Raw genomic sequence first — 19,500 nt, forward strand, 5'->3', positions numbered from 1 at the left:
CATCGGTGCTGCACCCGCCCGCCCCGTCCAACCCTGGGGGGACCCGGCGCGGATTTCCCGCTGCGGGTGCACCCCCATGTCGCATCAGGGTTGCCCCTGAGTCGACGGCCGGTCGACCGTTTTTTCCCACGGCGGCGGGCGGCAGCACCGACACTTGCACCTGACGCCACAGGAGGGTCAACCGAACCGAGCCATCTCCGGTCACGGTAGGTGACGACGGCAACGGCAGCCGTCCCCCCACGGAGGGATCTTCGAGTACGCCGGGTGAGGTACCCGGGCCGGCGGAACTACGCCCGGGGGCGGACCAGCCCCGACTCGTACGCCAGCACCACCGCCTGCACCCGGTCGCGCAGCCGCAGCTTGGTCAGCACATGCCCGACGTGCGTCTTGATGGTGGTTTCGCTCACTGACAGGACCGTCGCGATCTCGGCGTTGGACAGCCCCCGGGCGACCTGCACGAGCACCTCGCGCTCCCGGTCGGTGAGCGCGTCGAGCGCCGCCGACGGCGTCGCCGCCGGATCGGGCAGCAGTTCGGCGAAGCGGTCCAGCAGTCGCCGCAGGATCCGAGGTGTCACCACCGCGTCCCCGCCGGCGACAGTGCGGATCGCCGCGATCAGATCCTCGGCCGGCACGTCCTTGGCCAGGAACCCGCTGGCGCCGGCCCGCAACGCGCCCACCACGTACTCGTCCAGGTCGAAGGTGGTGAGCACCAGCACCCGTACCGGCAGCCGGGCGTCGACGATGGCCCGGGTCGCCGCCACCCCGTCCATCCGGGGCATCCGGATGTCCATCAGTACGACGTCGGGCAGCAGCCGGCGGGACAGCTCCACCGCCTCCACGCCGTCACCGGCCTCCGCCACCACGTCCAGGTCGCGCTCGGCGCCCAGCACCATCCGGAACCCGGTCCGCAGCAGCGGCTGGTCGTCGGCGAGCAGGATCCGCACCGGCCGCGCCGAGGGCGCCTGATGGATCATCTCGTCTCCCGTCCCGCCGACAACGTGGCGCGCACCGGTCATCCTCGCGTACCGGAGCAGGTGCGTCGCGGATCACCGTAGAGGCCGGCCGGTCGCCCTGTCCCGACCGCGTCGGCACCGTTGCGGTCGGGTCTCCGGCGTCGGCGTGCGGCAGGCGGTCCCGGCGGCCTGAATCGCCGCGCCCGGGCGTACGCGTCGGTCAGGAGGCCGTCACTCGTCGGCGCCCGGCGCCACCGGGGTGGACCGGGAGTCGCGCAGGGGGTCGGCGCTCACGGCGGCGACCGGGAACGGCGGCGGGGTGCCGCCGAAGCTGGGACAGAGCGCCTGGTGGCTGCACCAGTCGCAGAGCCGGCTCGGCCGGGGGCGGAAATCCTGCCGGGCGGTGGCCTGCTCGATGGCCCGCCACAGCGCCACCACGGTGCGCTCGAAGCGGACCAGCTCGTCGGCGTCAGGGGTGTAGTCCAACACCTCGGCGTCGCGTAGATAGAGCAGCCGCAGCACCCGGGGCACCACGCCCCGGGTGCGCCACAGCACCAGGGCGTAGAACTTCAGCTGGAACAGCGCCCGCGCCTCGAACGCCTCCCGCGGAGCGCCCCCGGTCTTGTAGTCGACCACCCGCAGCGCGCCGTCCGGAGCGACGTCGAGCCGGTCGAGGTAGCCCCGGATCAGCAACTCCTCGTCGACGACCGCGGAGATCAGGCTCTCGCGTTCGGCCGGCTCCAGCCGGGTCGGATCCTCCACCGCGAAGTAACCCTGCAGCAGCCCGGCGGCGGAGCGGAGGAACTCCACCGGGCCGGCCGGCTCCGCGCCGTCGAAGATCCCGGCCAGCTCCGGCTGCTCGGTGACCAGCCGGTCCCACTGGGGGGCCACCAGGTCGCCGGCTGCCTCCGGTGTGCGGCCGGTGGCCGGCAGGTCGAACAGGCGCTCCAGCACCGCGTGCACCAACGTGCCCCGGGCCTGCTCGATGGTGGTGCGCTCGGGCAGCCGGTCGATGCTGCGGAACCGGTAGAGCAGCGGGCAGGTCTTGAAATCCGCCGCCCGTGACGGCGACAGCGAGGCCCGCACCGTCGGCGGCGCCTGCGCCGCGGGGGAGGGCTGGGAGGTGGTGACCGATTCCGCCGTCATGTCGGCAAAGGTTAGGGCACCGGTGTGACACCGACCGCCGCCCGCCCCACACAGCGACGGTCCGTAGCATCGTGGCGATGGAGCAGACAACCAGGCCGCCGCGCCGACCGGACCGACGTCTCGGCCTGAACGTCGGCAAGGTGTTCGGGGTGCCGCTGTACCTCAACGGCTCCATGGTCCTGCTCGCGGTGCTCATCGCGGTGCTGTACGGCGAGTTCGCCCGCCGACAACTGGACCTGCCGCAGCTCAGCGGCTACCTGATCGGCTTCGGGTTCGTCGTGTCGCTGCTCGGCTCGGTGCTGCTGCACGAGCTGGGCCACGCCCTCACCGCCCGGCGGTACGGCATCGGTGTGCGCGGGATCACCCTGGAGCTGCTCGGCGGTTACACCGAGATGGACCGGGACGCCCCGTCGCCCCGCGTCGACCTGCTGGTCTCGCTGGCCGGCCCGGCGGTCTCCGCGGTGCTCGGCGTCCTGGCGGTCGCCGCCACGCTCGCTCTGCCCGAGGGGACCGTGGCCCACCAGCTCGCCTTCCAGCTCGCGGTCAGCAACGTCATCGTGGCGCTGTTCAACAGCCTGCCCGGGCTGCCGCTCGACGGCGGCCGGGCGCTGCGCGCCGCAGTGTGGGGGCTGACCCGCGACCGGCACCTCGGCACCGAGGTCGCCGGGTGGGCCGGCCGGGTCGTCGCCGTCGGCACCGCGGCCCTGGTCCTGCTTCTCACCGTCGAGCGGCGGCTGGCGCCGCTGGCGCTGCCGCTGATGCTGCTGGTCGCCGTCACCCTCTGGCGTGGCGCCGGCCAGTCGATCCGGGCCGCCCGGGTCAGCCGCCGGTTCCCGCTGATCGACCTCGCCCGGCTGGCCCGTCCGGTCTGGCCGGTGGCCACCGGTACGCCACTGGCCGAGGCCCAGCGCCGGCGCGCCGAGAGCGGGCAGCCCGGCGCCGCGCTGCTGGTCACCGACTCCACGGGTCGACCGGTGGCGCTGGTCGACCCGGCCGCCGCCGACGCGGTGCCGGCCGAGCGCCGACCGTGGCTGGCGGTGGACGCCGTCGCCCGGTCGCTGGGCACCCTTCCCACGTTGTCGGTCGGGTGGGACGGCGAGCGGGTGATGGAGGCCGTACAGACCTACCCGGGCGCACAGTACGTGGTGACGTCAGGCGAAGATGTCGTCGGCATTCTGCACATCGCGGACCTGGCACAGCTCCTCGAACCCAACCGGAAGATGACACCGTGACCGCAACTCCCTCCACCGTCGCCGCCGACCCCGCCAACCGGGCGCTGACCCCCGTGCACCGTGGGCCGTTCCGGCCCGGCGACCGGGTCCAGCTGACCGACCCCAAGGGGCGGATGCACACAGTGACGCTGGAGCCCGGCAAGGAGTTCCACACCCACCGCGGCATCCTGGCGCACGACGCGCTGATCGGGCTTCCCGACGGCAGCGTGGTGACCACCGCCGGTGGCGGCACCGCGTTCCTGGCCCTGCGGCCGCTCCTGTCGGACTACGTGCTGTCCATGCCGCGCGGCGCCCAGGTGATCTACCCCAAGGACTCGGCGCAGATCGTGGCGATGGGCGACATCTTCCCCGGCGCGAAGGTCCTCGAGGCCGGCGCCGGCTCCGGCGCGTTGAGCTGCTCCCTGCTGCGCGCCGTCGGCACCGAGGGCGAGCTGCACTCGTTCGAACTGCGCGACGACTTCGCCCAGATCGCCAAGCGCAACGTCGAGGCGTTCTTCAACGGGCCGCACCCCTCGTGGAACCTGCACGTCGGCGACGTCGCGCAGTGCCGGGAGACCGGCTTCGACCGGATCATCCTGGACATGCTGACCCCCTGGGAGACCCTCGACATGGTCGAGCGGGCGCTGGTGCCCGGTGGAGTGTTCATCGGCTACGTCGCCACCACACCGCAGCTCTCCGAGCTGGTGGAGGCGCTGCGCGAGCGCGGCGGCTGGACCGAGCCACGGGCCTGGGAGTCCCTGGTGCGCGACTGGCACGCCGAGGGCCTCGCCGTCCGTCCGGACCACCGGATGATCGCGCACACCGCCTTCCTGGTGTCCGCGCGCAAGCTGGCCCCGGGGGTCACCGCGCCGCCGCGCCGGCGCAAGCCCAGCAAGGGCACCGAGGCGTACGCCCAGCGCCGCCAGGACCTGCGCGAGGCGGAGGCGGCCCGACAGGCCGCCGCCGCGCAGGCCGCGGGCGCGCAACCCAACGGTGCGGGGGAGATGGACAGGCCGTGACCATCGAGCTGGGTGTCGGCAGCGCCGAGCAGGGGGAGACGCTGGCATGAGCCGACCGGGCTACGGCGGTGGGGACCTCCCCGCGGTCTTTCCCGACTGGTCGCCCTACCAGGATCTGGAGTCGGCGGCGCGGGCCTACCTGCGCGACCCGGACGTCGCCCTGGAGGCGCTCGGCGGCGTGCTGCGCGGCGCGTCGGTGCTCGGCTTCACCCTGGAACGCTTCGTCAACGAGGTCAACGGGGTGTGGCAGGAGGTAGTGGTCTGCGACGGCAGCCGGCTCATCCTCTGGCACGGCGAGGACGTACCGCCGGAGGAGGGCCCGCCGGGCTCGATGACGTCGTCGCTGCGGGTGGTGCCGGTCTCCACTGTCACCGAGGTGGGCTGCCGGCGGCGGCTCAACCGTGCCGAGAGCGGCGAGATCCGGGTCGACAGCATCGACGTCTACCTGCTGCTCACGTCGTTGGACGAGGCGCCGCCGAGCGAGGAGATGGCCGGCACCCCTCGGCACGACGCGTTGCGCTTCGGCAAGACCCTCGACGACGGCGGGGCCGGGCAGATCGCCCGGTTGGAGGAGTTCGCGCGGTTGGTCGCCTCGGTGGTCGGCCGTCCGATGCTCTGAGGCGTACCCCGAACTGGCCCGGCCGGGCCGTCGCGGCCCGGGCCGTGGGTCAGTCTTCCTCGGCGTCCGGGCCGGCGACCTCGACGCCGTCGCCGCGCACCACGTGGATGCAGTCGCCCGGGCACTCCTTCGCGGAGTCGATCACCTCGAGTCGCAGGTGCGCGGGGACGTCGACCCGGCTGCCCGGTGCCATCCGCAGCTCACCGTCGACGCCCTTGACGTAGGCCAGACCGTCGATGTCGAACTCGAACACCTCCGGCGCGTACTGCACGCAGAGCCCGTCGCCCGTGCAGAGGTCCTGGTCGACCCAGACCTGCAGTTCGTCGGTCGCGACCTCGGCCACCTGTGCACCCCCCATGTTCTCCCGTGCCACGCTCCGACGGTACCCGAACGCCGGTAACGGCCCGTCAGGCCACCCTTGGCGATCAAGGTTCGGTGACGAGGGTGTTGCGTGGGACCGAATCGGCCTCATAGCGGCTAGTGTTAGGGCAGAACGTTCAAGCCCCCCGGGGAGGTGGGACGTGGCAGCACGTAGCGACGACGCGGACTCGCGCGCCGCACGGTGGGAGAAGGAAGCCCACGATCTCTCCACGCAGGTCGCGTTCCTGCAAGAGGAACTCGCCCTGGTGCGGCGCAAGTTGACCGAAAGCCCCCGACACGTCCGGCAGCTCGAAGAGCGGCTGGCGGCCACCCAGGCACAGTTGGCGCGGCTGACCGAGAACAACGACCGGCTGGTGAGCACCCTCAAGGAAGCTCGCACGCAGATCGTGACGCTCAAGGAGGAGATCGACCGGCTCGCGCAACCGCCGAGCGGTTACGGAGTCTTCCTGGCCAAGCACGAGGACGGCACGGTGGACGTCTTCACCGGTGGCCGCAAACTGCGGGTCGCGGTCTCGCCCTCGCTCGACGTGGGTGACCTGCGGCGCGGCCAGGAGGTCCTGCTCAACGACGCGCTCAACATCGTCGACGCGTTCGGTTACGAGCGGGTTGGCGAAGTGGTGATGCTCAAGGAGATCCTGGAGGGGCCGAACGGCGGGCCGGGCGACCGGGCGCTGGTGGTCTCCCACTCCGACGAGGAGCGCATCGTGCATCTCGCCGAGACGCTCATCGGCTCGGCGATCCGGGCCGGCGACTCGCTCATGATCGAGCCCCGCTCGGCGTACGCGTACGAGCGGATCCCGAAGAGCGAGGTCGAGGAGCTGGTCCTGGAGGAGGTGCCCGACGTCGACTACGGCGACATCGGTGGCCTCCAGTCGCAGATCGAGCAGATCCGCGACGCGGTGGAGTTGCCGTTCCTGCACGCGGACCTGTTCCGTGAGCACCAGCTCCGCCCGCCCAAGGGCATCCTGCTCTACGGCCCGCCCGGCTGTGGCAAGACGCTCATCGCCAAGGCGGTGGCCAACTCGCTGGCCAAGAAGATCGCCGAGCGGCAGGGCAAGGAGAAGCACACCAGCTTCTTCCTCAACATCAAGGGCCCGGAGCTGCTCAACAAGTACGTCGGTGAGACCGAGCGGCACATCCGGCTGATCTTCCAGCGCGCCCGGGAGAAGGCCGGCGAGGGCACGCCGGTGATCGTGTTCTTCGACGAGATGGACTCGATCTTCCGGACCCGCGGCTCCGGTGTCTCCTCCGACGTGGAGAACACCATCGTCCCGCAGCTGCTCAGCGAGATCGACGGCGTGGAGGGGCTGGAGAACGTCATCGTCATCGGCGCCTCCAACCGGGAAGACATGATCGACCCGGCGATCCTGCGCCCCGGTCGCCTCGACGTGAAGATCAAGATCGAGCGACCGGACGCCGAGGCGGCCAAGGACATCTTCTCCAAGTACATCCTCTCCGGGCTGCCCCTGCACCCGGACGACCTGGCCGAACACGGCAGCGACCCCCAGGCCACCGTCGCGGCGATGATCGACGCCGTGGTGCTGCGGATGTACTCGGAAACCGAGGAGAACCGATTCCTCGAGGTCACCTACGCCAACGGTGACAAGGAAGTCCTCTACTTCAAGGACTTCAACTCCGGCGCGATGATCCAGAACATCGTCGACCGGAGCAAGAAGATGGCCATCAAGGAGTTCCTCACCTCGGGTCGCAAGGGGCTGCGCCTGCAGCACCTGCTCGACGCCTGCGTCGACGAGTTCCGCGAGAACGAAGATCTCCCCAACACCACAAACCCCGACGACTGGGCGCGCATCTCCGGCAAGAAGGGTGAGCGGATCGTCTACATCCGCACGCTCGTCTCCGGCGGCAAGGGCGCCGAGGCCGGCCGGTCCATCGAGACCGCCAGCAACACCGGCCAGTACCTCTGACCCCAACAGCGAGGGTGCCCACCATTCCGGTGGGCACCCTCGCTGCGGGTATGTCAGGGCGTCGGTCAGGCAGCGAAGATCCACCGCTTCGACACCACGTAGTTCGCCGCCGACAGCGACGCCGTCACCAGCAGCTTCGCCAGCAGGTACGGCGTGCCCGCCCAGGTCAACGCGGACACCAGCACCACGTTGGCGGTCAGGTTCGCGAGGACCAGCGCGAAGTAGCGCCCCACCTGCGGCACCATCTGCGCGGACGAGCCGAACGACCAGGCCCGGTTCAGTCCGAAGTTGACCCAGAACGAGGTCAGGAACGACATGCCGGCCGCAACCGGCAGGACAATCCGGAGAACTCCGTGGTACACGAAGAGTGACCCCGTGTCCACGGCAACGCTCAGACCCCCGACGACCAAGAACCGCACAGCACTGTGTCGGGACAGGTGGCGGACGGAATCGGCAACAGGTGACAGCAAAGAGTTCTCCAAGGGGGGACCCGGAGCGGTGAGGACGACGAGGGAGTCTATCGTCTGTCCATCCACCCAGCGGGGCCTGCCCGCGCGAGCCGCGAGGTTGACGTGCCTGATCCCGGAAGAGTGACGCCGCCGGCCACCGGCGGAAGCCCGGCGGCCACCATGAGCACAGGCCGACGGCACTGGGCCCTCGCCTTCGCCGCATTCTTCCTGATCATCTTCGCCTGGTCGATGGCCGCCCCCTACGACGGCACCCCGGACGAGCGAGAGCACATCGTCCGAGCGGCCGGCGTCGCCGCCGGGCAGATCGCGCCCCCGCCCGCCGAGGCGAAGAAGGGCACCGGCGCCTTCCAGACCGTCCCCGGCGGGCTCGTCCGCGAGCAGTGCTGGCAGTTCAAGAAGGAAGTCTCGGCGGCCTGCGCCCAGCCCCCCGGTAGCGACGACACACCGACCCGCGCCGGCACCGGGGCCGGTCGTTACTTCCCCGCCTACTACGCCCTCGTCGGCGCACCCACAGTGCTCTGGCCCGGCTGGTCCGGCGTCCTGCTCGCCCGCATGATCAGCGCCCTGTGCTGCGCCGCGCTGCTCGCCTGCGCGTACGTCGTGATCCGCAACCGATCCCGCCGCGGTCTCATGATGGGTGCCCTGCTCGTCGTCACCACGCCGATGGCCGTGCACATGGCCAGCGCGGTCAACCCGAACGGCCTGGAAATCGCCGCCGGCATCGCCTTCTTCAGCGCCGTCATCCCCCTGCTACTCGGCCCACCCGGCCCACGGCGCGGCCTCATCGTCCTCGTCGGGATCAGCGCGTTGCTCCTCGCGGTCCTACGCCAGACCGGCCCGCTCTGGCTGGCGACCGCCTTCCTCGCGTTCGCCTTCCCGCTGCGCCGCAGCAACCTCCTCGGCCTGCTGCGTGACCGGGCCGCGCAGCTCTGGGCAGGTGGCATCGTCCTGTCCACCCTCGCCGTGCTCGCCTGGTCCGTCCGCCAACAGACCTCCGACCTCGGCAACTACTCCGCCGACCGGCTCACCTACGGGCAGGCGGCCCTACGCGAGGCCGACCGGTGGCGGGGATACCTCGACCAGATCGTCGGGGTCACCTCCTGGCTGGACACCCGGATGCCCGCCCCGCCGTACCTGATCTGGCAGCTCGTCGCCGGAGCGCTGCTGCTCATCGGGGTCGTCTGGGGCAGCACGCTCGACCGGTGGCGCCTGCTCGTGCTGCTCGGCGGCGGCGTCGCCGTCCCCTCCCTCATGCAGATCGCCCTGGTCAACGAGAGCGGCTTCGTCACCCAGGGCCGCTACATGCTGCCCATGCTGGTCGGCGTCCTGCTCTACGCCGCGTGGATCGCCGAACAACGCGGCTTCGAGGTCGCCCGGGCCCGCTCGTTCACCCGACTCGCCGTGCTGCTCCTCCTGCCGATCCAGCTCTTCTGCCTGGCGTACACGATGGTCCGCTGGCAGAACGGCCTGCCCGCCAACATCGGGCTGAGCAGCCTCAACCCCCTCGCCGGCGATTGGCACCCGGTGGTCGGCTCGGTGATCCCGCTGCTGAGCGCCAGCGTCGGCCTGGTGCTGTTCGGGTGGCTCGTCTGGACCACCCGCTCCGCCGCGACCGACGACCCGACGCCGCCCGCCGAGTATTCCGACACCGAATCCAGCGAACTGTTCCGGCCCGCCGGCACTCACCTACAGAGTGCAGGTGCTCAGGGCGGACTACGCTCGACCTGACGGGGGACCGGGTCGGGCGAGCGAAGCGGGTAGGTCGATGAGCGTAAGACGGATCATGGGCACCGAGGTCGAATACGGCATCTCCGTGCCCGGGCAGGCCGGAGCCAACCCGATGGTCACCTCATCGCAGGTGGTCAACGCCTACGGGGCACGTCCGGAACTCAACCGGGGCGGCCGGGCCCGGTGGGACTACGAGGAAGAGTCGCCGCTGCGCGACGCCCGGGGCTTCACCTACTCCGGTGCCGCGTACGATCCCGCCGAGGCCCTCGCGGACGAAGACCTCGGCCTGGCCAACGTGATACTCACCAACGGCGCACGGCTCTACGTGGACCACGCTCACCCCGAATACTCCACCCCCGAGGTCACCACCCCCAGGGACATCGTGCGCTGGGACAAGGCCGGGGAGAGGGTGATGGCCGAGGCGTCCCGCCGGGCCGCCACCATCCCGGGCACTCAGCCGATCCACCTCTACAAGAACAACACCGACAACAAGGGCGCCAGCTACGGCGCCCACGAGAACTACCTGATGCGCCGGCAGACGCCGTTCGCCGACATCGTGGCGTACCTGACGCCGTTCTTCGTCACCCGGCAGATCGTCTGCGGCGCCGGCCGGGTCGGCATCGGCCAGGACGGCGGCCAGAGCGGCTTCCAGATCTCCCAGCGCGCCGACTTCTTCGAGGTCGAGGTTGGCCTCGAGACCACCCTCAAGCGGCCGATCATCAACACCCGGGACGAGCCGCACGCCGACGCCGACAAGTACCGCCGGCTGCACGTCATCATCGGCGACGCCAACCTCTCCGAGATCTCCACCTACCTCAAGGTCGGCACCACCGCGCTGATCCTCACCATGATCGAGGAGAAGGCCCTTGGCGCCGACCTCGGCATCGCCGACCCGGTCAGCGAGCTGCGCGCCGTCAGCCACGACCCCGCCCTGACGCACCGCATGCGACTGCGCGACGGCCGTCGGCTCACCGCCCTCGACCTGCAGTGGGCGTACCTGGAGCGGGTCCGGTCCTTTGTCGACGACCGGTACGGCACCGACGCCGACGAGCAGACCATCGACGTGCTCGACCGGTGGGAGAGCGTCCTGGACCGGCTCGGCCGGGATCCGATGCTCTGCGCCGACGAGCTGGACTGGGTGGCCAAGTTGCGGCTGCTGGAGGGCTACCGGGAGCGGGAGAAGCTCGGCTGGGGCTCGCACAAGCTCCAACTCGTCGACCTGCAATATTCCGACGTCCGGCCGGAGAAGGGCCTCTACCACCGGCTGGTCAGCCGGGGGGCGATGAAGACGCTGCTCACCGACGACGAGACGCGCACCGCGATGACCGAGCCGCCGGAGGACACCCGGGCCTACTTCCGCGGTCGCTGCCTCGCCCAGTACGCCTCCGAGGTGGTCGCCGCGAGCTGGGACTCGGTGATCTTCGATGTGGGTCGGGAGTCGTTGGTCCGGGTGCCGATGATGGAACCGGAGCGGGGCACCCGTGCACACGTCGGGGCGCTGTTCGACCGCTGCGCCAGCGCCAAGGACCTGTTGGAGACACTGACCGGGGGCTGAGGTCCGGTGCCTCCACCGGGAATCACTCTGGCATGCCAGGCCGTCCCCGAGCCGTGATCTGGTTCCTGCGGTTCCGCTTCATGTTCGTGGTGGGCGCTGTGGCGGACCTCTACGGTGACAAGCTGCCCATCAGCGACGTCATCGCCGTGCTCGCTCGTCGTGACCTGCCGCAGACCCTGGAGGGTCCCTGTTCGGCCCGGGGGTGCTCGCCCACTTCGCTGTGGTCATGGTCTTCACCGTCGTCCTGGCGTTCCTGTCCCGGCAGCTGGTGGAGAAGCAGGTGTTGCGGTTCAGGGACTGGACGCCCCGCCTGCGGCGCGGGGCACCACTGGCGGAGGCGTGGGAAAAGGGGGCAGCCCGAGCCCGAGCCGGTCCCGGTCCCGGCCCCGGCTGACGCGTCGGCTCCTCGGGGCTGACCGCTTCGGCGCAAACGAACGCCCCCGACCCGAACACGGCGGACGTGAGGGCTTTCTGTCGTCTGCGCGGGGTAGATTTCATCCCAGACGATCGTGGAGGAGACAGCCATGGCCACTCATGACAGCGGCGGCCAGTCGCAGTCCGGCAAGTCCCGTCAGGGCGAGGAAATCGAGGACGTCACCACCGAGGCCAACCCCGAGGTGGCCGAGCGGCACGCCGAGATCACCGAGGACGTCGACGACCTCCTCGACGAGATCGACTCCGTCCTGGAAGAAAACGCAGAGGAATTCGTGAGAGGCTATGTGCAAAAAGGGGGCGAGTAGGGCGTAAATGCCTAAAACGGACATGCCTCGTCCTCTGGATGATCGGGATGGCCACCGCCGCTGCCGCGACTGCGGCGAGTGGCTGCCCCTTGATCAATTTTGCGCCAACAGCAGACGACCGGACGGTCGCGGCAGCTACTGCAAGCCCTGCTTCAACATTCGGTCGAAGGCGAGCTACGCCAAGCGCCTGAAGGAGCAGCAGGGTAGGGACGTGCGTCAACTGCCGCTGGTGCCAGCGGGCCACCGGCGATGCCCCGACTGCGGTGCCACCAAGCCCCTCGATGACTTTCCGCGGAACCGCTCCGGCTGTGGAGGTTACGGCCGATACTGCAAGCCTTGCCACAACGCGAAGGGCAAGGAGAGCAAGCTTCGCCTGCATGGCGGAACTCGCGAGTACCACCTGCGGCGGCGGTACGGCGTGGGTGAGAAGGAGTTTCAGGAGCTCCTGGCCGAGCAGGGCGGGGTCTGCGCGATCTGTGGCGGCACCGACCCGCAACATCTGGACCACGATCATCGCACCGGATGGGTGCGCGGGATACTCTGCTTCAACTGCAACGGTGGTCTTGGCCAGTTCCGTGACAGTCCCATGAGGCTGGCCAGGGCGATCACGTACCTGAGAGGAACCACGTGGCAGCGGGCTTTGATCCATCCGGGCGTCTTCCAGATGTGTTCACCAACGCGGGGACGTCCTCCTTCACGACGTTTCTGAGTCGGGTGGCCCCCGAGATGTTGCCCGGTCGGCGACCGCTGCCGCCGGGCATGGCCGCCGACCTGGCGCCGCACGCGACCACCATCGTGGCCATCGCGGCCGCCGAGGGTGTGGTGATGGCGGGCGACCGACGGGCCACCATGGGCAACCTGATCGCTCAGCGCGACATCGAGAAGGTGCACCCCGCCGACGCGTACTCGCTGGTCGGTATCGCGGGCACCGCCGGTATCGGCATCGAGTTGATGCGACTGTTCCAGGTGGAGCTGGAGCACTACGAGAAGATCGAGGGCGCGATGCTCTCGTTGGACGGTAAGGCCAACCGGTTGGCCTCGATGATCCGGGGCAATCTGGGGGCGGCCATGCAGGGGTTGGCAGTGGTGCCGCTCTTCGCCGGGTTCGACCTGGCCGCCGCCGATCCGGCGCGCGCCGGTCGGATCTTCAGCTTCGACGTGACCGGTGGCCCGTACGAGGAGACCGGCTACGACGCGATCGGGTCCGGGTCGCTGTTCGCGAAGTCCGCGTTGAAGAAGCGGTTCCGGGCCGGGTTGTCGGTGGACGACGCCACGCGGCTGGCGGTCGAGGCGCTCTACGACGCCGCCGACGACGACACCGCGACCGGTGGGCCGGATCTGACCCGCCGGATCTACCCCGTGGTGATGACCGCGACCGCCGAGGGCACCCGCCGGTTGACCGACACCGAGACGGCGGCGATCGCCGAGGGTGTGGTTGCCGGCCGGATGGAGAACCCGGGCGGTTGAGACCCGCACCTCATCAGTCAGCAGTCGTCAGCACAGCGCCGTAAGGAGAACCGCCGACGTGGCCATGCAGTTCTACGCCTCTCCCGAACAGATCATGCGCGACCGCTCCGAGTTGGCCCGCAAGGGCATCGCTCGGGGTCGCAGCGCGGTGGTCCTCAGCTACTCCGGCGGGGTCCTCTTCGTCGCGGAGAACCTTTCCAGCGCCCTGCACAAGGTCAGCGAGATCTACGACCGGATCGGATTCGCCGCGGTCGGCCGGTACAACGAGTTCGAGAACCTACGCCGCGCCGGTGTCCGGATGGCCGACCTGAACGGGCTCAGCTACGACCGGCGTGACGTCACTGGTCGCGCCCTGGCCAACGCGTTCGCGCAGACCCTGGGTGCCATCTTCACCGAGCAGTCGAAGCCGTTCGAGGTGGAGATCTGCGTGGCGGAGGTCGGTGCCACCCCGGAGGCGGACGAGCTGTACCGGCTGACCTATGACGGTTCGGTGAACGACGAGCCGGGACGGATGGCCATGGGTGGTCAGGCCGAGGCGATCACCGGCGTGTTGAAGTCGCAGCATCGGGCGGACATGTCCCTGGCCGAGGCGGTCAGGGTGGCGGTGCAGGCGTTGAGCACCGTCGGTGGTGAGGGCGGTGCCGCCCGGACGATCGCCGCGAACCAGCTCGAGGTGGCGGTCCTGGACCGTCAGCGGATCGGACGGACGTTCCGGCGGATCACCGGTGCCGCGCTGACGGCTCTGTTGGACGGGGATGCGGCGGCCGAGGGGCAGGCGGCGGATGCGGCGGGCGGTCCCGCCGAGCCGGTCGTGCCGACCACGGAGGGGCACAAGCCGACGAGCTCGGCCGGTTCCGCGGACCTGGAGGACCGGCCCGCGGAGGGCGGCGAGCGCTAGGGTTTCGCCCGCTGGTGCCGGGCCCGTGTTCGGGGCCGGCACCAGCGGTCATCCTCGGCGCAGCAGGGGCCGGGCCAGGGCCCAGTAGCCGCCGGCGACGGCGTTGAACGCGCCCAGGCCGGGGGTGGTCGGCACACCGGAGGGCGTGACCCGACCGGTCATCAGCTCCGCGATGACCCCGTCCGGCACCCGCCGTTCGGCCTGTAGCTGCCGTCGACGGCCGCGAACCCAGTCGCGGTTGCGCCACAACCAGCCCCAACCCCGCAGCTTCTGCCGGGACCAGCCGCCGACGACCGCGGCGGTGAGCATGGCGGCCTCGGTGAGTAGCAGCGCCGGGGCGAGCACCACGAGTGTCCGCGCCTCGTAGGCGGTGAGCAGGGTGACCAGTCGGTTCCGCTCGACCAGGTAGAGCTTCAGGGCGTTGCGGGAGAACTCGTAGTGGTGACGCACGACGGCGTCCGGCACGTACTCCAGTCGTAGCCCGCGCTGCCACAGTCGCAGGCTGAGTTCGGTGTCCTCGTGGTACGCGAAGTATTCGGCGGCGAAGCCGTCGAGTTCGCGCCAGAGCTGCCGGCTGATCACGAAGCAGCAGCCGCTGAGGGAGGGTACGGCCCGCCGCTCGGCGTGGTTGGTGGCCGGTTCGCCGTTGCCGCCGGCCCAGGAGAGGCCGGTGAAGTGCAGCGGGTTGCCGCTGGTGTTGATCAGCTCGGGGGTGTCGGCCAGCCGGATGGAGGCCATGGCCGCGCCTACGCCCGCTTCGGCGGCTACGGCTGTGGTCTTGGCCAGGGCGTCGGGTGCGACGACGGCGTCGGAGTTGACGAACGCGAGCCAGTCACCGGTGGCCTCGGCCGCGCCGACGCGGCAGCCGCCGGAGTAGCCGGTGTTCTCCTCCGGTCGGATCACCCGTACCCCGGGGAGGCCCTTGACGATGTCGATGCCGTCCCCGGTGCAGCCGTTGTCGACGACGATGAGGTCGATCTCCACGTCGGTGCTGGCCAGCACCGCCTGGGCGGCGTCGACGAGGTAGGGCTCCGGGCCGTAGGCGAGCATGACGGCGCTCACCCGGGGTCGGGTCATCGGATGCCTCCGGATGCGGCAGGGGCGACGGCCTCGGCGAGCGGCCGGGCGGGGGTGGTGGGTCGGCGGAAGCCGCCGCGCAGCAGCATCGCCATGGTGGCGGCCACGATGACGGAGCCGATGGTGTAGGCCAGTTCGACTCGCAGGGTGACCGGAGCCGGGATCAGCGTCACGGCGATCAGGGCGGCGACGCCGGCGGTCCAGGCGAGGGCCTGGGCGCGGTGCCGGTCGAGGGCGAGGAGGGCCTGACCGAGCACCATCGCCCACAGGTAGGCGAGCGTGGCGGCCGCCAACCAGGCGAAGTCGCCGTGGCCGAGAACGCCGGGTGCGTCGAAGAGGGTGCCGACCAACCATGGGCCGAGCAGCACGGCGCCGAGGGCGCCGGTGAGGCCGAGCGCGGTGACGATGCCGAGCGCCCGGCGCAGCAGGCCGTGGAAGCCGGCCTGGTCGCCGGTGGTGGCGGTGGTGGCCAGGCCAGGCAGCAGTGACGCCTGGAGGGAACCGAAGACGAACAGGGGAATGCGGACCAGCACGAGGGCGGAGAGCAGTGCGCCGGCGGCTGCCGCGTCGGAGGGGGCGAGTAGCTGCACGTTGATCACGCCGATGTTCACCACGACCTGGGAGAGCAGGCTGGAGGCGGTGAGCAGGCCGAGGCCGCGTAGCAGGGTGGCCCAGGCCACCGGCGGGCCTCCGCCGATGGCGCGCAGCACCGGCGGCAGGGTGAGCAGGACGCTGACCAGTGGGGCGGCGACGAGCACGAGCCCGTACCAGACGGGCGACGTCACTCCGGCCAGCCCGAGCAGGGCGACCATGATGATCCGCAGGCCGCCGTCGATCCCGAGTTGAGCGCCGTACCAGGGGAACAGTTGCAGGCCGGAGAGGACGCCGCGGGTGGCGTAGGCGACGGCCATCGCGGCGAGTGCGCCGATCAGCACGGTGACCAGGTTGCCGTCGCCGGCGAAGAGCTTGTCGGCGAGCGGCTGACGGCCGATGGTGACGGCCAGCACCAGCACCGCGAGCATCACGGCGGCGACGGTGACGCCGCGGGCCAGTACCGGCCCGGGCGGCAGCCCCTGGCTGTGTCGGGCGGCGACGACCCGGGCGACCTCCTGCTCGATCGGCATGAACACGCCGATGCCGAGGGTGAACACGATCGACCAGAGCACCGACAGGGACGAGTAGTCGGCCTGGTTGAGGCTGTGGCCGGCGACGGCGAGGTGAACGTAGGAGGCGAGCCCGAGAAGGGCCAGCCCGGCACCGACAGCGACGGTGCCGGGCGGGACCAGGCTCAGTAGCCGTCGGATCACCGGCGGATGAGCGCCAGCGTGAGAACGGCGAACGCGCGGCCGAGGTAGACCATCGCCTTGGCGGGGGAGTGGCTGGGTGTGCCCGCCATCCGCTTGCGCATGGCGACCGGCACCTGGCGGATGCGGTAGCCGCGGCGGGCGGTGTGCACCAGGGTCTCCACCGTGTCGCCGAGGTACTCGGCCGGGTACCAGCCGGCGAACATCTCGATGACCCGCCGGTTGGCGGCCCGGAAGCCGGAGGTGGTGTCGGTGAGCTTGGTGCGGGCGACCCGGGACAGCACGGCGGAGAGCATCACCATCGCCCAGCGGCGGGGGCCGCGGACGTTGTAGTCGCCTTCACCGGCGAAGCGGGCGCCGATGACGAGGTCGTTGTCCTCGAGCAGGTCGACGAGCTTCGGCACGTACCGGGGGTCGTGCTGGCCGTCGGCGTCGATCTGGATGGCGACCTCGTAGTCGTGGTCACGGGCGTAGCGGTAACCGAGGCGCATGGCCCCACCGACACCGAGGTTGTACGGCAGTTTGGCGACCAGGGCGCCGGCGGCCGCGGCGACGGCGGCGGTGCGATCGGTGGAGCCGTCGTCGACGACGAGCACGTCGACGCCGGGCAGTTCGCCACGGACCTCACCGACGACGTCGGCGATCGAGCCCGACTCGTTGAGAGCCGGAATGATGATCAATGTGCGCTTGCCGTTAACCATCGGTCGACACCAGTTCGTCTCGGGCTGCCCGGTCCGCGTCGATCTCAGCGCGGAGCAGGGCGAAGTCTTCGGCCAGGGTGCGGGTCTCTTCTTCCAGGGCGCTGACCTCCCAGCTGAGGTGTACGCACACCAGCAGCAGGAAGACGATGCCGAGGAAGAGCACCAGGCTGACACCGGAGGCGACGCCGAGGAGTTCGGCGACGTTGTCGAGCAGCCGGGGGAAAAGGGACAGCGGAATCACGATGATCAGTACGGCGAGCCAGAGCATGCCGTACTTCTCGCGCAGCTGACGGCGGCGCAACAGCTCGACGATGGTGCCGAGGAGCAGCAGGCCGGTCAGGCCGGTGACGAGGGTGAGCTTCATGCGACCTTCCACGGGGCGGGTGGAGCGGGGGAGTGGAACGCGTCAACCAGGGCGCTGTGCCAGTCTGGAAGCGGGGGTAGACCCACGGCTGCCCAGCGGCTGTGCCCTAGCACACTGTACGCAGGCCGGGGGGCGGGACGCGGATACCGGTCGCTGGTGGTGGGTCGGATCCGGTCCGGGTCCAGTCCGGCCAGGGTGAACGTGGCGCGGGCGAGCCCGTACCAGGTCGTCTGCCCGGCGCAGGTGCCGTGGTAGACGCCGGGTGTCGCGTGACCGGCCAGCGCCGCGTCGGCGAGCGCGACGAGCCGCTCGGCGAGCGCGTACGACCAGGTGGGTTGGCCGTGTTGGTCGTCGACCACGTCGAGGTGTTCGCGCTGGGTGGCGAGTCGGAGCATGGTGGCCACGAAGTTCGGGCCGTGTGCGCCGTAGAGCCAGGCGGTGCGCACGACGTACCCGGTGTCGGGCAGCAGCCGCGCGACGGCCTGTTCGCCGACCAGCTTGCCGCGGCCGTAGGCGTTGACCGGCGCGGTGGGCGCGTCCTCCGGGTACGGGGTGCCCGCGTTGCCGGCGAGGACGTAGTCGGTGGAGACCTGGATGAGCCGGGTTCCGCCGGTGGCGCACGCCGCGGCCAGGTTGGCCACGGCGTGGCCGTTGACGGCGGTCGCCGCGGCCTCGTCGGCCTCGGCGGCGTCGACGTTGGTCCACGCGGCCGCGTTGATCACCAGGTCGTGTCCGGCGACGGCGGCGTGGACCGCCGCCCGGTCGGTGACGTCCAGGTCGGCGCGGGTGGCGGCGGTCACCTTGAGGTCGGGCCGGGCGCCCAGCACGGTGACCAGGTCCCGGCCGAGCATCCCGCCCGCGCCGGTGACGAGGAGTCGGGTCATGCGGTCGGCGCGGACTTGAGGGGTTCCCACCAGTTGCGGTTGTCCCGGTACCAGCGGACGGTGTCAGCGAGGCCCTGGTCCAGGGCGATGCTGGGGTGGTAGCCGAGCTCTTCGCTGATCTTGGTGATGTCGAGGGAGTACCGGCGGTCGTGGCCCTTGCGGTCGGTGACCGGGACGACCCGGTCCCACCCGGCGCCGCAGGCGTCCAGGAGCAGGCCGGTGAGTTCCTTGTTGGTCAACTCGGTGCCGCCGCCGATGTTGTAGACCTCACCGGCGCGGCCCTTCTGCTGGACGAGGGCGATGCCCCGGCAGTGGTCGTGCACGTGCAGCCAGTCACGGATATTGCCGCCGTCGCCGTAGAGGGGGACGGTGCCACCGTCGAGCAGGTTGCTGACGAACAGCGGGATGACCTTCTCGGGGAACTGGTACGGGCCGTAGTTGTTGGAGCAGCGGGTGACGACCACGTCCATGCCGTGCGTGCGGTGGTACGACAGCGCGAGCAGGTCGGAGCCGGCCTTGGATGCCGAGTACGGCGAGTTGGGGGCGAGCGGCCAGGCCTCGGTCCAGGAACCCTCGTCGATCGAGCCGTAGACCTCGTCGGTGGAGACGTGCACGAACCGGCCGGTGCCGTGGCGCAGCGCCGCGTCGAGCAGCGTCTGGGTGCCCAGCACGTTGGTGGTGACGAACGGCGCGGCGCCGGCGATCGAGCGGTCGACGTGTGACTCGGCGGCGAAGTGCACGATCACGTCGTGCTCGGCCACCACCTCGTCGACCACCACCGGGTCGCAGATGTCGCCCTGCACGAACCGCAGTCGCGGGTCGTCGCGGACGGGCTCGAGGTTGGCCAGGTTGCCCGAGTAGGTCAGCTTGTCCAGCACGGTCACGACGGCCGGCTCGAGCGGCGGCACGCCGTCCGCACTGCCGAGGGGCTTGCCCAGCAGTAGGCGAACGTACTCCGACCCGATGAATCCGGCTCCGCCGGTGACGAGGATCCTCACGGGTCCGGAAGTATACGCGACGGGCGGCGCGGCCCCTGGTACGCGACCCCCGCACACGTT

21 protein-coding genes are annotated in these 19,500 nt (G+C 70.6%); 11 read left to right on the top strand and 10 right to left on the bottom strand.

Going from position 1 to position 19,500, the window contains the following annotated elements; all coding sequences use genetic code 11:
* Window positions 1-287 precede the first annotated feature (287 nt).
* Together PSH03_RS08990 and PSH03_RS08995 are read right to left on the bottom strand one after the other, a co-directional pair.
* On the bottom strand, window positions 288-974 hold the full coding sequence (locus tag PSH03_RS08990; RefSeq protein ID WP_210781707.1) for a response regulator: 687 nt from the start codon (window positions 972-974) through the stop codon (window positions 288-290).
* Between the two features lie 210 nt (window positions 975-1,184).
* The gene (locus PSH03_RS08995) at window positions 1,185-2,099 is read right to left on the bottom strand and encodes a RecB family exonuclease (protein ID WP_210781708.1); all 915 of its coding nucleotides are present in this window, start codon (window positions 2,097-2,099) and stop codon (window positions 1,185-1,187) included.
* 140 nt (window positions 2,100-2,239) lie between these two features.
* Between PSH03_RS08995 and PSH03_RS09000 the strand changes: the two genes are divergently transcribed.
* The 3 genes from PSH03_RS09000 to PSH03_RS09010 are packed head-to-tail and all read left to right on the top strand — an operon-like array spanning window position 2,240 to window position 4,948.
* Entirely contained in the window at window positions 2,240-3,331 is a 1,092-nt protein-coding gene (locus tag PSH03_RS09000; protein WP_372494731.1) for a site-2 protease family protein, read from the top strand.
* Window positions 3,328-4,329 (top strand): tRNA (adenine-N1)-methyltransferase, encoded by a 1,002-nt coding sequence (locus PSH03_RS09005; protein WP_372494722.1) that lies wholly within the window; start codon window positions 3,328-3,330, stop codon window positions 4,327-4,329. Before PSH03_RS09000 ends, PSH03_RS09005 begins: the two co-directional genes overlap by 4 nt.
* A 46-nt stretch (window positions 4,330-4,375) precedes the next feature.
* Window positions 4,376-4,948: a hypothetical protein gene (locus PSH03_RS09010; RefSeq protein WP_091408625.1), complete on the top strand. Its 573-nt coding sequence runs from the start codon at window positions 4,376-4,378 to the stop codon at window positions 4,946-4,948.
* 49 nt (window positions 4,949-4,997) lie between these two features.
* Here PSH03_RS09010 and PSH03_RS09015 read toward each other — a convergent pair whose 3' ends face one another.
* Complete coding sequence (locus tag PSH03_RS09015; protein ID WP_091408893.1) at window positions 4,998-5,291, bottom strand: ferredoxin; 294 nt, start codon at window positions 5,289-5,291, stop codon at window positions 4,998-5,000.
* 178 nt (window positions 5,292-5,469) lie between these two features.
* Between PSH03_RS09015 and arc the strand changes: the two genes are divergently transcribed.
* Window positions 5,470-7,254 (top strand): proteasome ATPase, encoded by a 1,785-nt coding sequence (gene arc, locus PSH03_RS09020; RefSeq protein WP_210781710.1) that lies wholly within the window; start codon window positions 5,470-5,472, stop codon window positions 7,252-7,254.
* 65 nt (window positions 7,255-7,319) lie between these two features.
* Here arc and PSH03_RS32805 read toward each other — a convergent pair whose 3' ends face one another.
* The gene (locus PSH03_RS32805; protein ID WP_308194363.1) at window positions 7,320-7,994 is read right to left on the bottom strand and encodes a GtrA family protein; all 675 of its coding nucleotides are present in this window, start codon (window positions 7,992-7,994) and stop codon (window positions 7,320-7,322) included.
* Between PSH03_RS32805 and PSH03_RS09030 the strand changes: the two genes are divergently transcribed.
* The 7 genes from PSH03_RS09030 to prcA all read left to right on the top strand — a co-directional run bounded on the left by PSH03_RS09030 (window position 7,884) and on the right by prcA (window position 14,112).
* Window positions 7,884-9,452, top strand: a complete 1,569-nt coding sequence (locus tag PSH03_RS09030) for a DUF2142 domain-containing protein (RefSeq protein WP_238688839.1) — start codon at window positions 7,884-7,886, stop codon at window positions 9,450-9,452. The genes PSH03_RS32805 and PSH03_RS09030 overlap by 111 nt on opposite strands.
* 37 nt (window positions 9,453-9,489) lie before the next feature.
* Window positions 9,490-11,007, top strand: a complete 1,518-nt coding sequence (gene dop / locus PSH03_RS09035; RefSeq protein WP_357518515.1) for a depupylase/deamidase Dop — start codon at window positions 9,490-9,492, stop codon at window positions 11,005-11,007.
* A gap of 226 nt (window positions 11,008-11,233) precedes the next feature.
* Complete coding sequence (locus tag PSH03_RS09040) at window positions 11,234-11,401, top strand: hypothetical protein (RefSeq protein ID WP_238688840.1); 168 nt, start codon at window positions 11,234-11,236, stop codon at window positions 11,399-11,401.
* Between the two features lie 130 nt (window positions 11,402-11,531).
* Window positions 11,532-11,747 (top strand): ubiquitin-like protein Pup, encoded by a 216-nt coding sequence (locus PSH03_RS09045; protein ID WP_088948111.1) that lies wholly within the window; start codon window positions 11,532-11,534, stop codon window positions 11,745-11,747.
* Between the two features lie 7 nt (window positions 11,748-11,754).
* Window positions 11,755-12,456 (top strand): endonuclease VII domain-containing protein, encoded by a 702-nt coding sequence (locus tag PSH03_RS09050; RefSeq protein WP_238688841.1) that lies wholly within the window; start codon window positions 11,755-11,757, stop codon window positions 12,454-12,456.
* A complete protein-coding gene (gene prcB, locus PSH03_RS09055; protein WP_210781714.1) occupies window positions 12,375-13,214 on the top strand; it encodes a proteasome subunit beta in 840 nt (279 codons plus the stop codon). The genes PSH03_RS09050 and prcB overlap by 82 nt, the downstream gene beginning before the upstream one ends.
* Window positions 13,215-13,272: 58 nt before the next feature.
* Window positions 13,273-14,112 carry a proteasome subunit alpha gene (prcA, locus tag PSH03_RS09060; RefSeq protein ID WP_210781715.1) on the top strand — a complete coding sequence of 280 codons (840 nt, stop codon included), beginning with the start codon at window positions 13,273-13,275 and terminating at the stop codon, window positions 14,110-14,112.
* Between the two features lie 48 nt (window positions 14,113-14,160).
* Here prcA and PSH03_RS09065 read toward each other — a convergent pair whose 3' ends face one another.
* From PSH03_RS09065 to rfbB, 6 genes are read right to left on the bottom strand one after another with little or no spacing between them, the layout of a single operon-like run.
* The gene (locus PSH03_RS09065) at window positions 14,161-15,189 is read right to left on the bottom strand and encodes a glycosyltransferase family 2 protein (RefSeq protein WP_238688842.1); all 1,029 of its coding nucleotides are present in this window, start codon (window positions 15,187-15,189) and stop codon (window positions 14,161-14,163) included.
* A complete protein-coding gene (locus PSH03_RS09070) occupies window positions 15,186-16,496 on the bottom strand; it encodes a lipopolysaccharide biosynthesis protein (RefSeq protein WP_238688843.1) in 1,311 nt (436 codons plus the stop codon). The genes PSH03_RS09065 and PSH03_RS09070 overlap by 4 nt, the downstream gene beginning before the upstream one ends.
* Complete coding sequence (locus tag PSH03_RS09075; RefSeq protein WP_210781718.1) at window positions 16,493-17,194, bottom strand: glycosyltransferase family 2 protein; 702 nt, start codon at window positions 17,192-17,194, stop codon at window positions 16,493-16,495. Before PSH03_RS09075 ends, PSH03_RS09070 begins: the two co-directional genes overlap by 4 nt.
* Window positions 17,187-17,558, bottom strand: coding sequence for a DUF2304 domain-containing protein (locus tag PSH03_RS09080; protein WP_112587313.1), 372 nt, complete (start codon window positions 17,556-17,558; stop codon window positions 17,187-17,189). The genes PSH03_RS09075 and PSH03_RS09080 overlap by 8 nt, the downstream gene beginning before the upstream one ends.
* Window positions 17,555-18,442 (bottom strand): dTDP-4-dehydrorhamnose reductase, encoded by an 888-nt coding sequence (rfbD, locus tag PSH03_RS09085; RefSeq protein ID WP_238688844.1) that lies wholly within the window; start codon window positions 18,440-18,442, stop codon window positions 17,555-17,557. Before rfbD ends, PSH03_RS09080 begins: the two co-directional genes overlap by 4 nt.
* The gene (rfbB, locus tag PSH03_RS09090; RefSeq protein WP_210781720.1) at window positions 18,439-19,440 is read right to left on the bottom strand and encodes a dTDP-glucose 4,6-dehydratase; all 1,002 of its coding nucleotides are present in this window, start codon (window positions 19,438-19,440) and stop codon (window positions 18,439-18,441) included. Before rfbB ends, rfbD begins: the two co-directional genes overlap by 4 nt.
* Window positions 19,441-19,500: the final 60 nt, after the last annotated feature.

It is taken from the genome of Micromonospora salmantinae (assembly GCF_022230905.1).
GTDB lineage: Bacteria > Actinomycetota > Actinomycetes > Mycobacteriales > Micromonosporaceae > Micromonospora > Micromonospora salmantinae.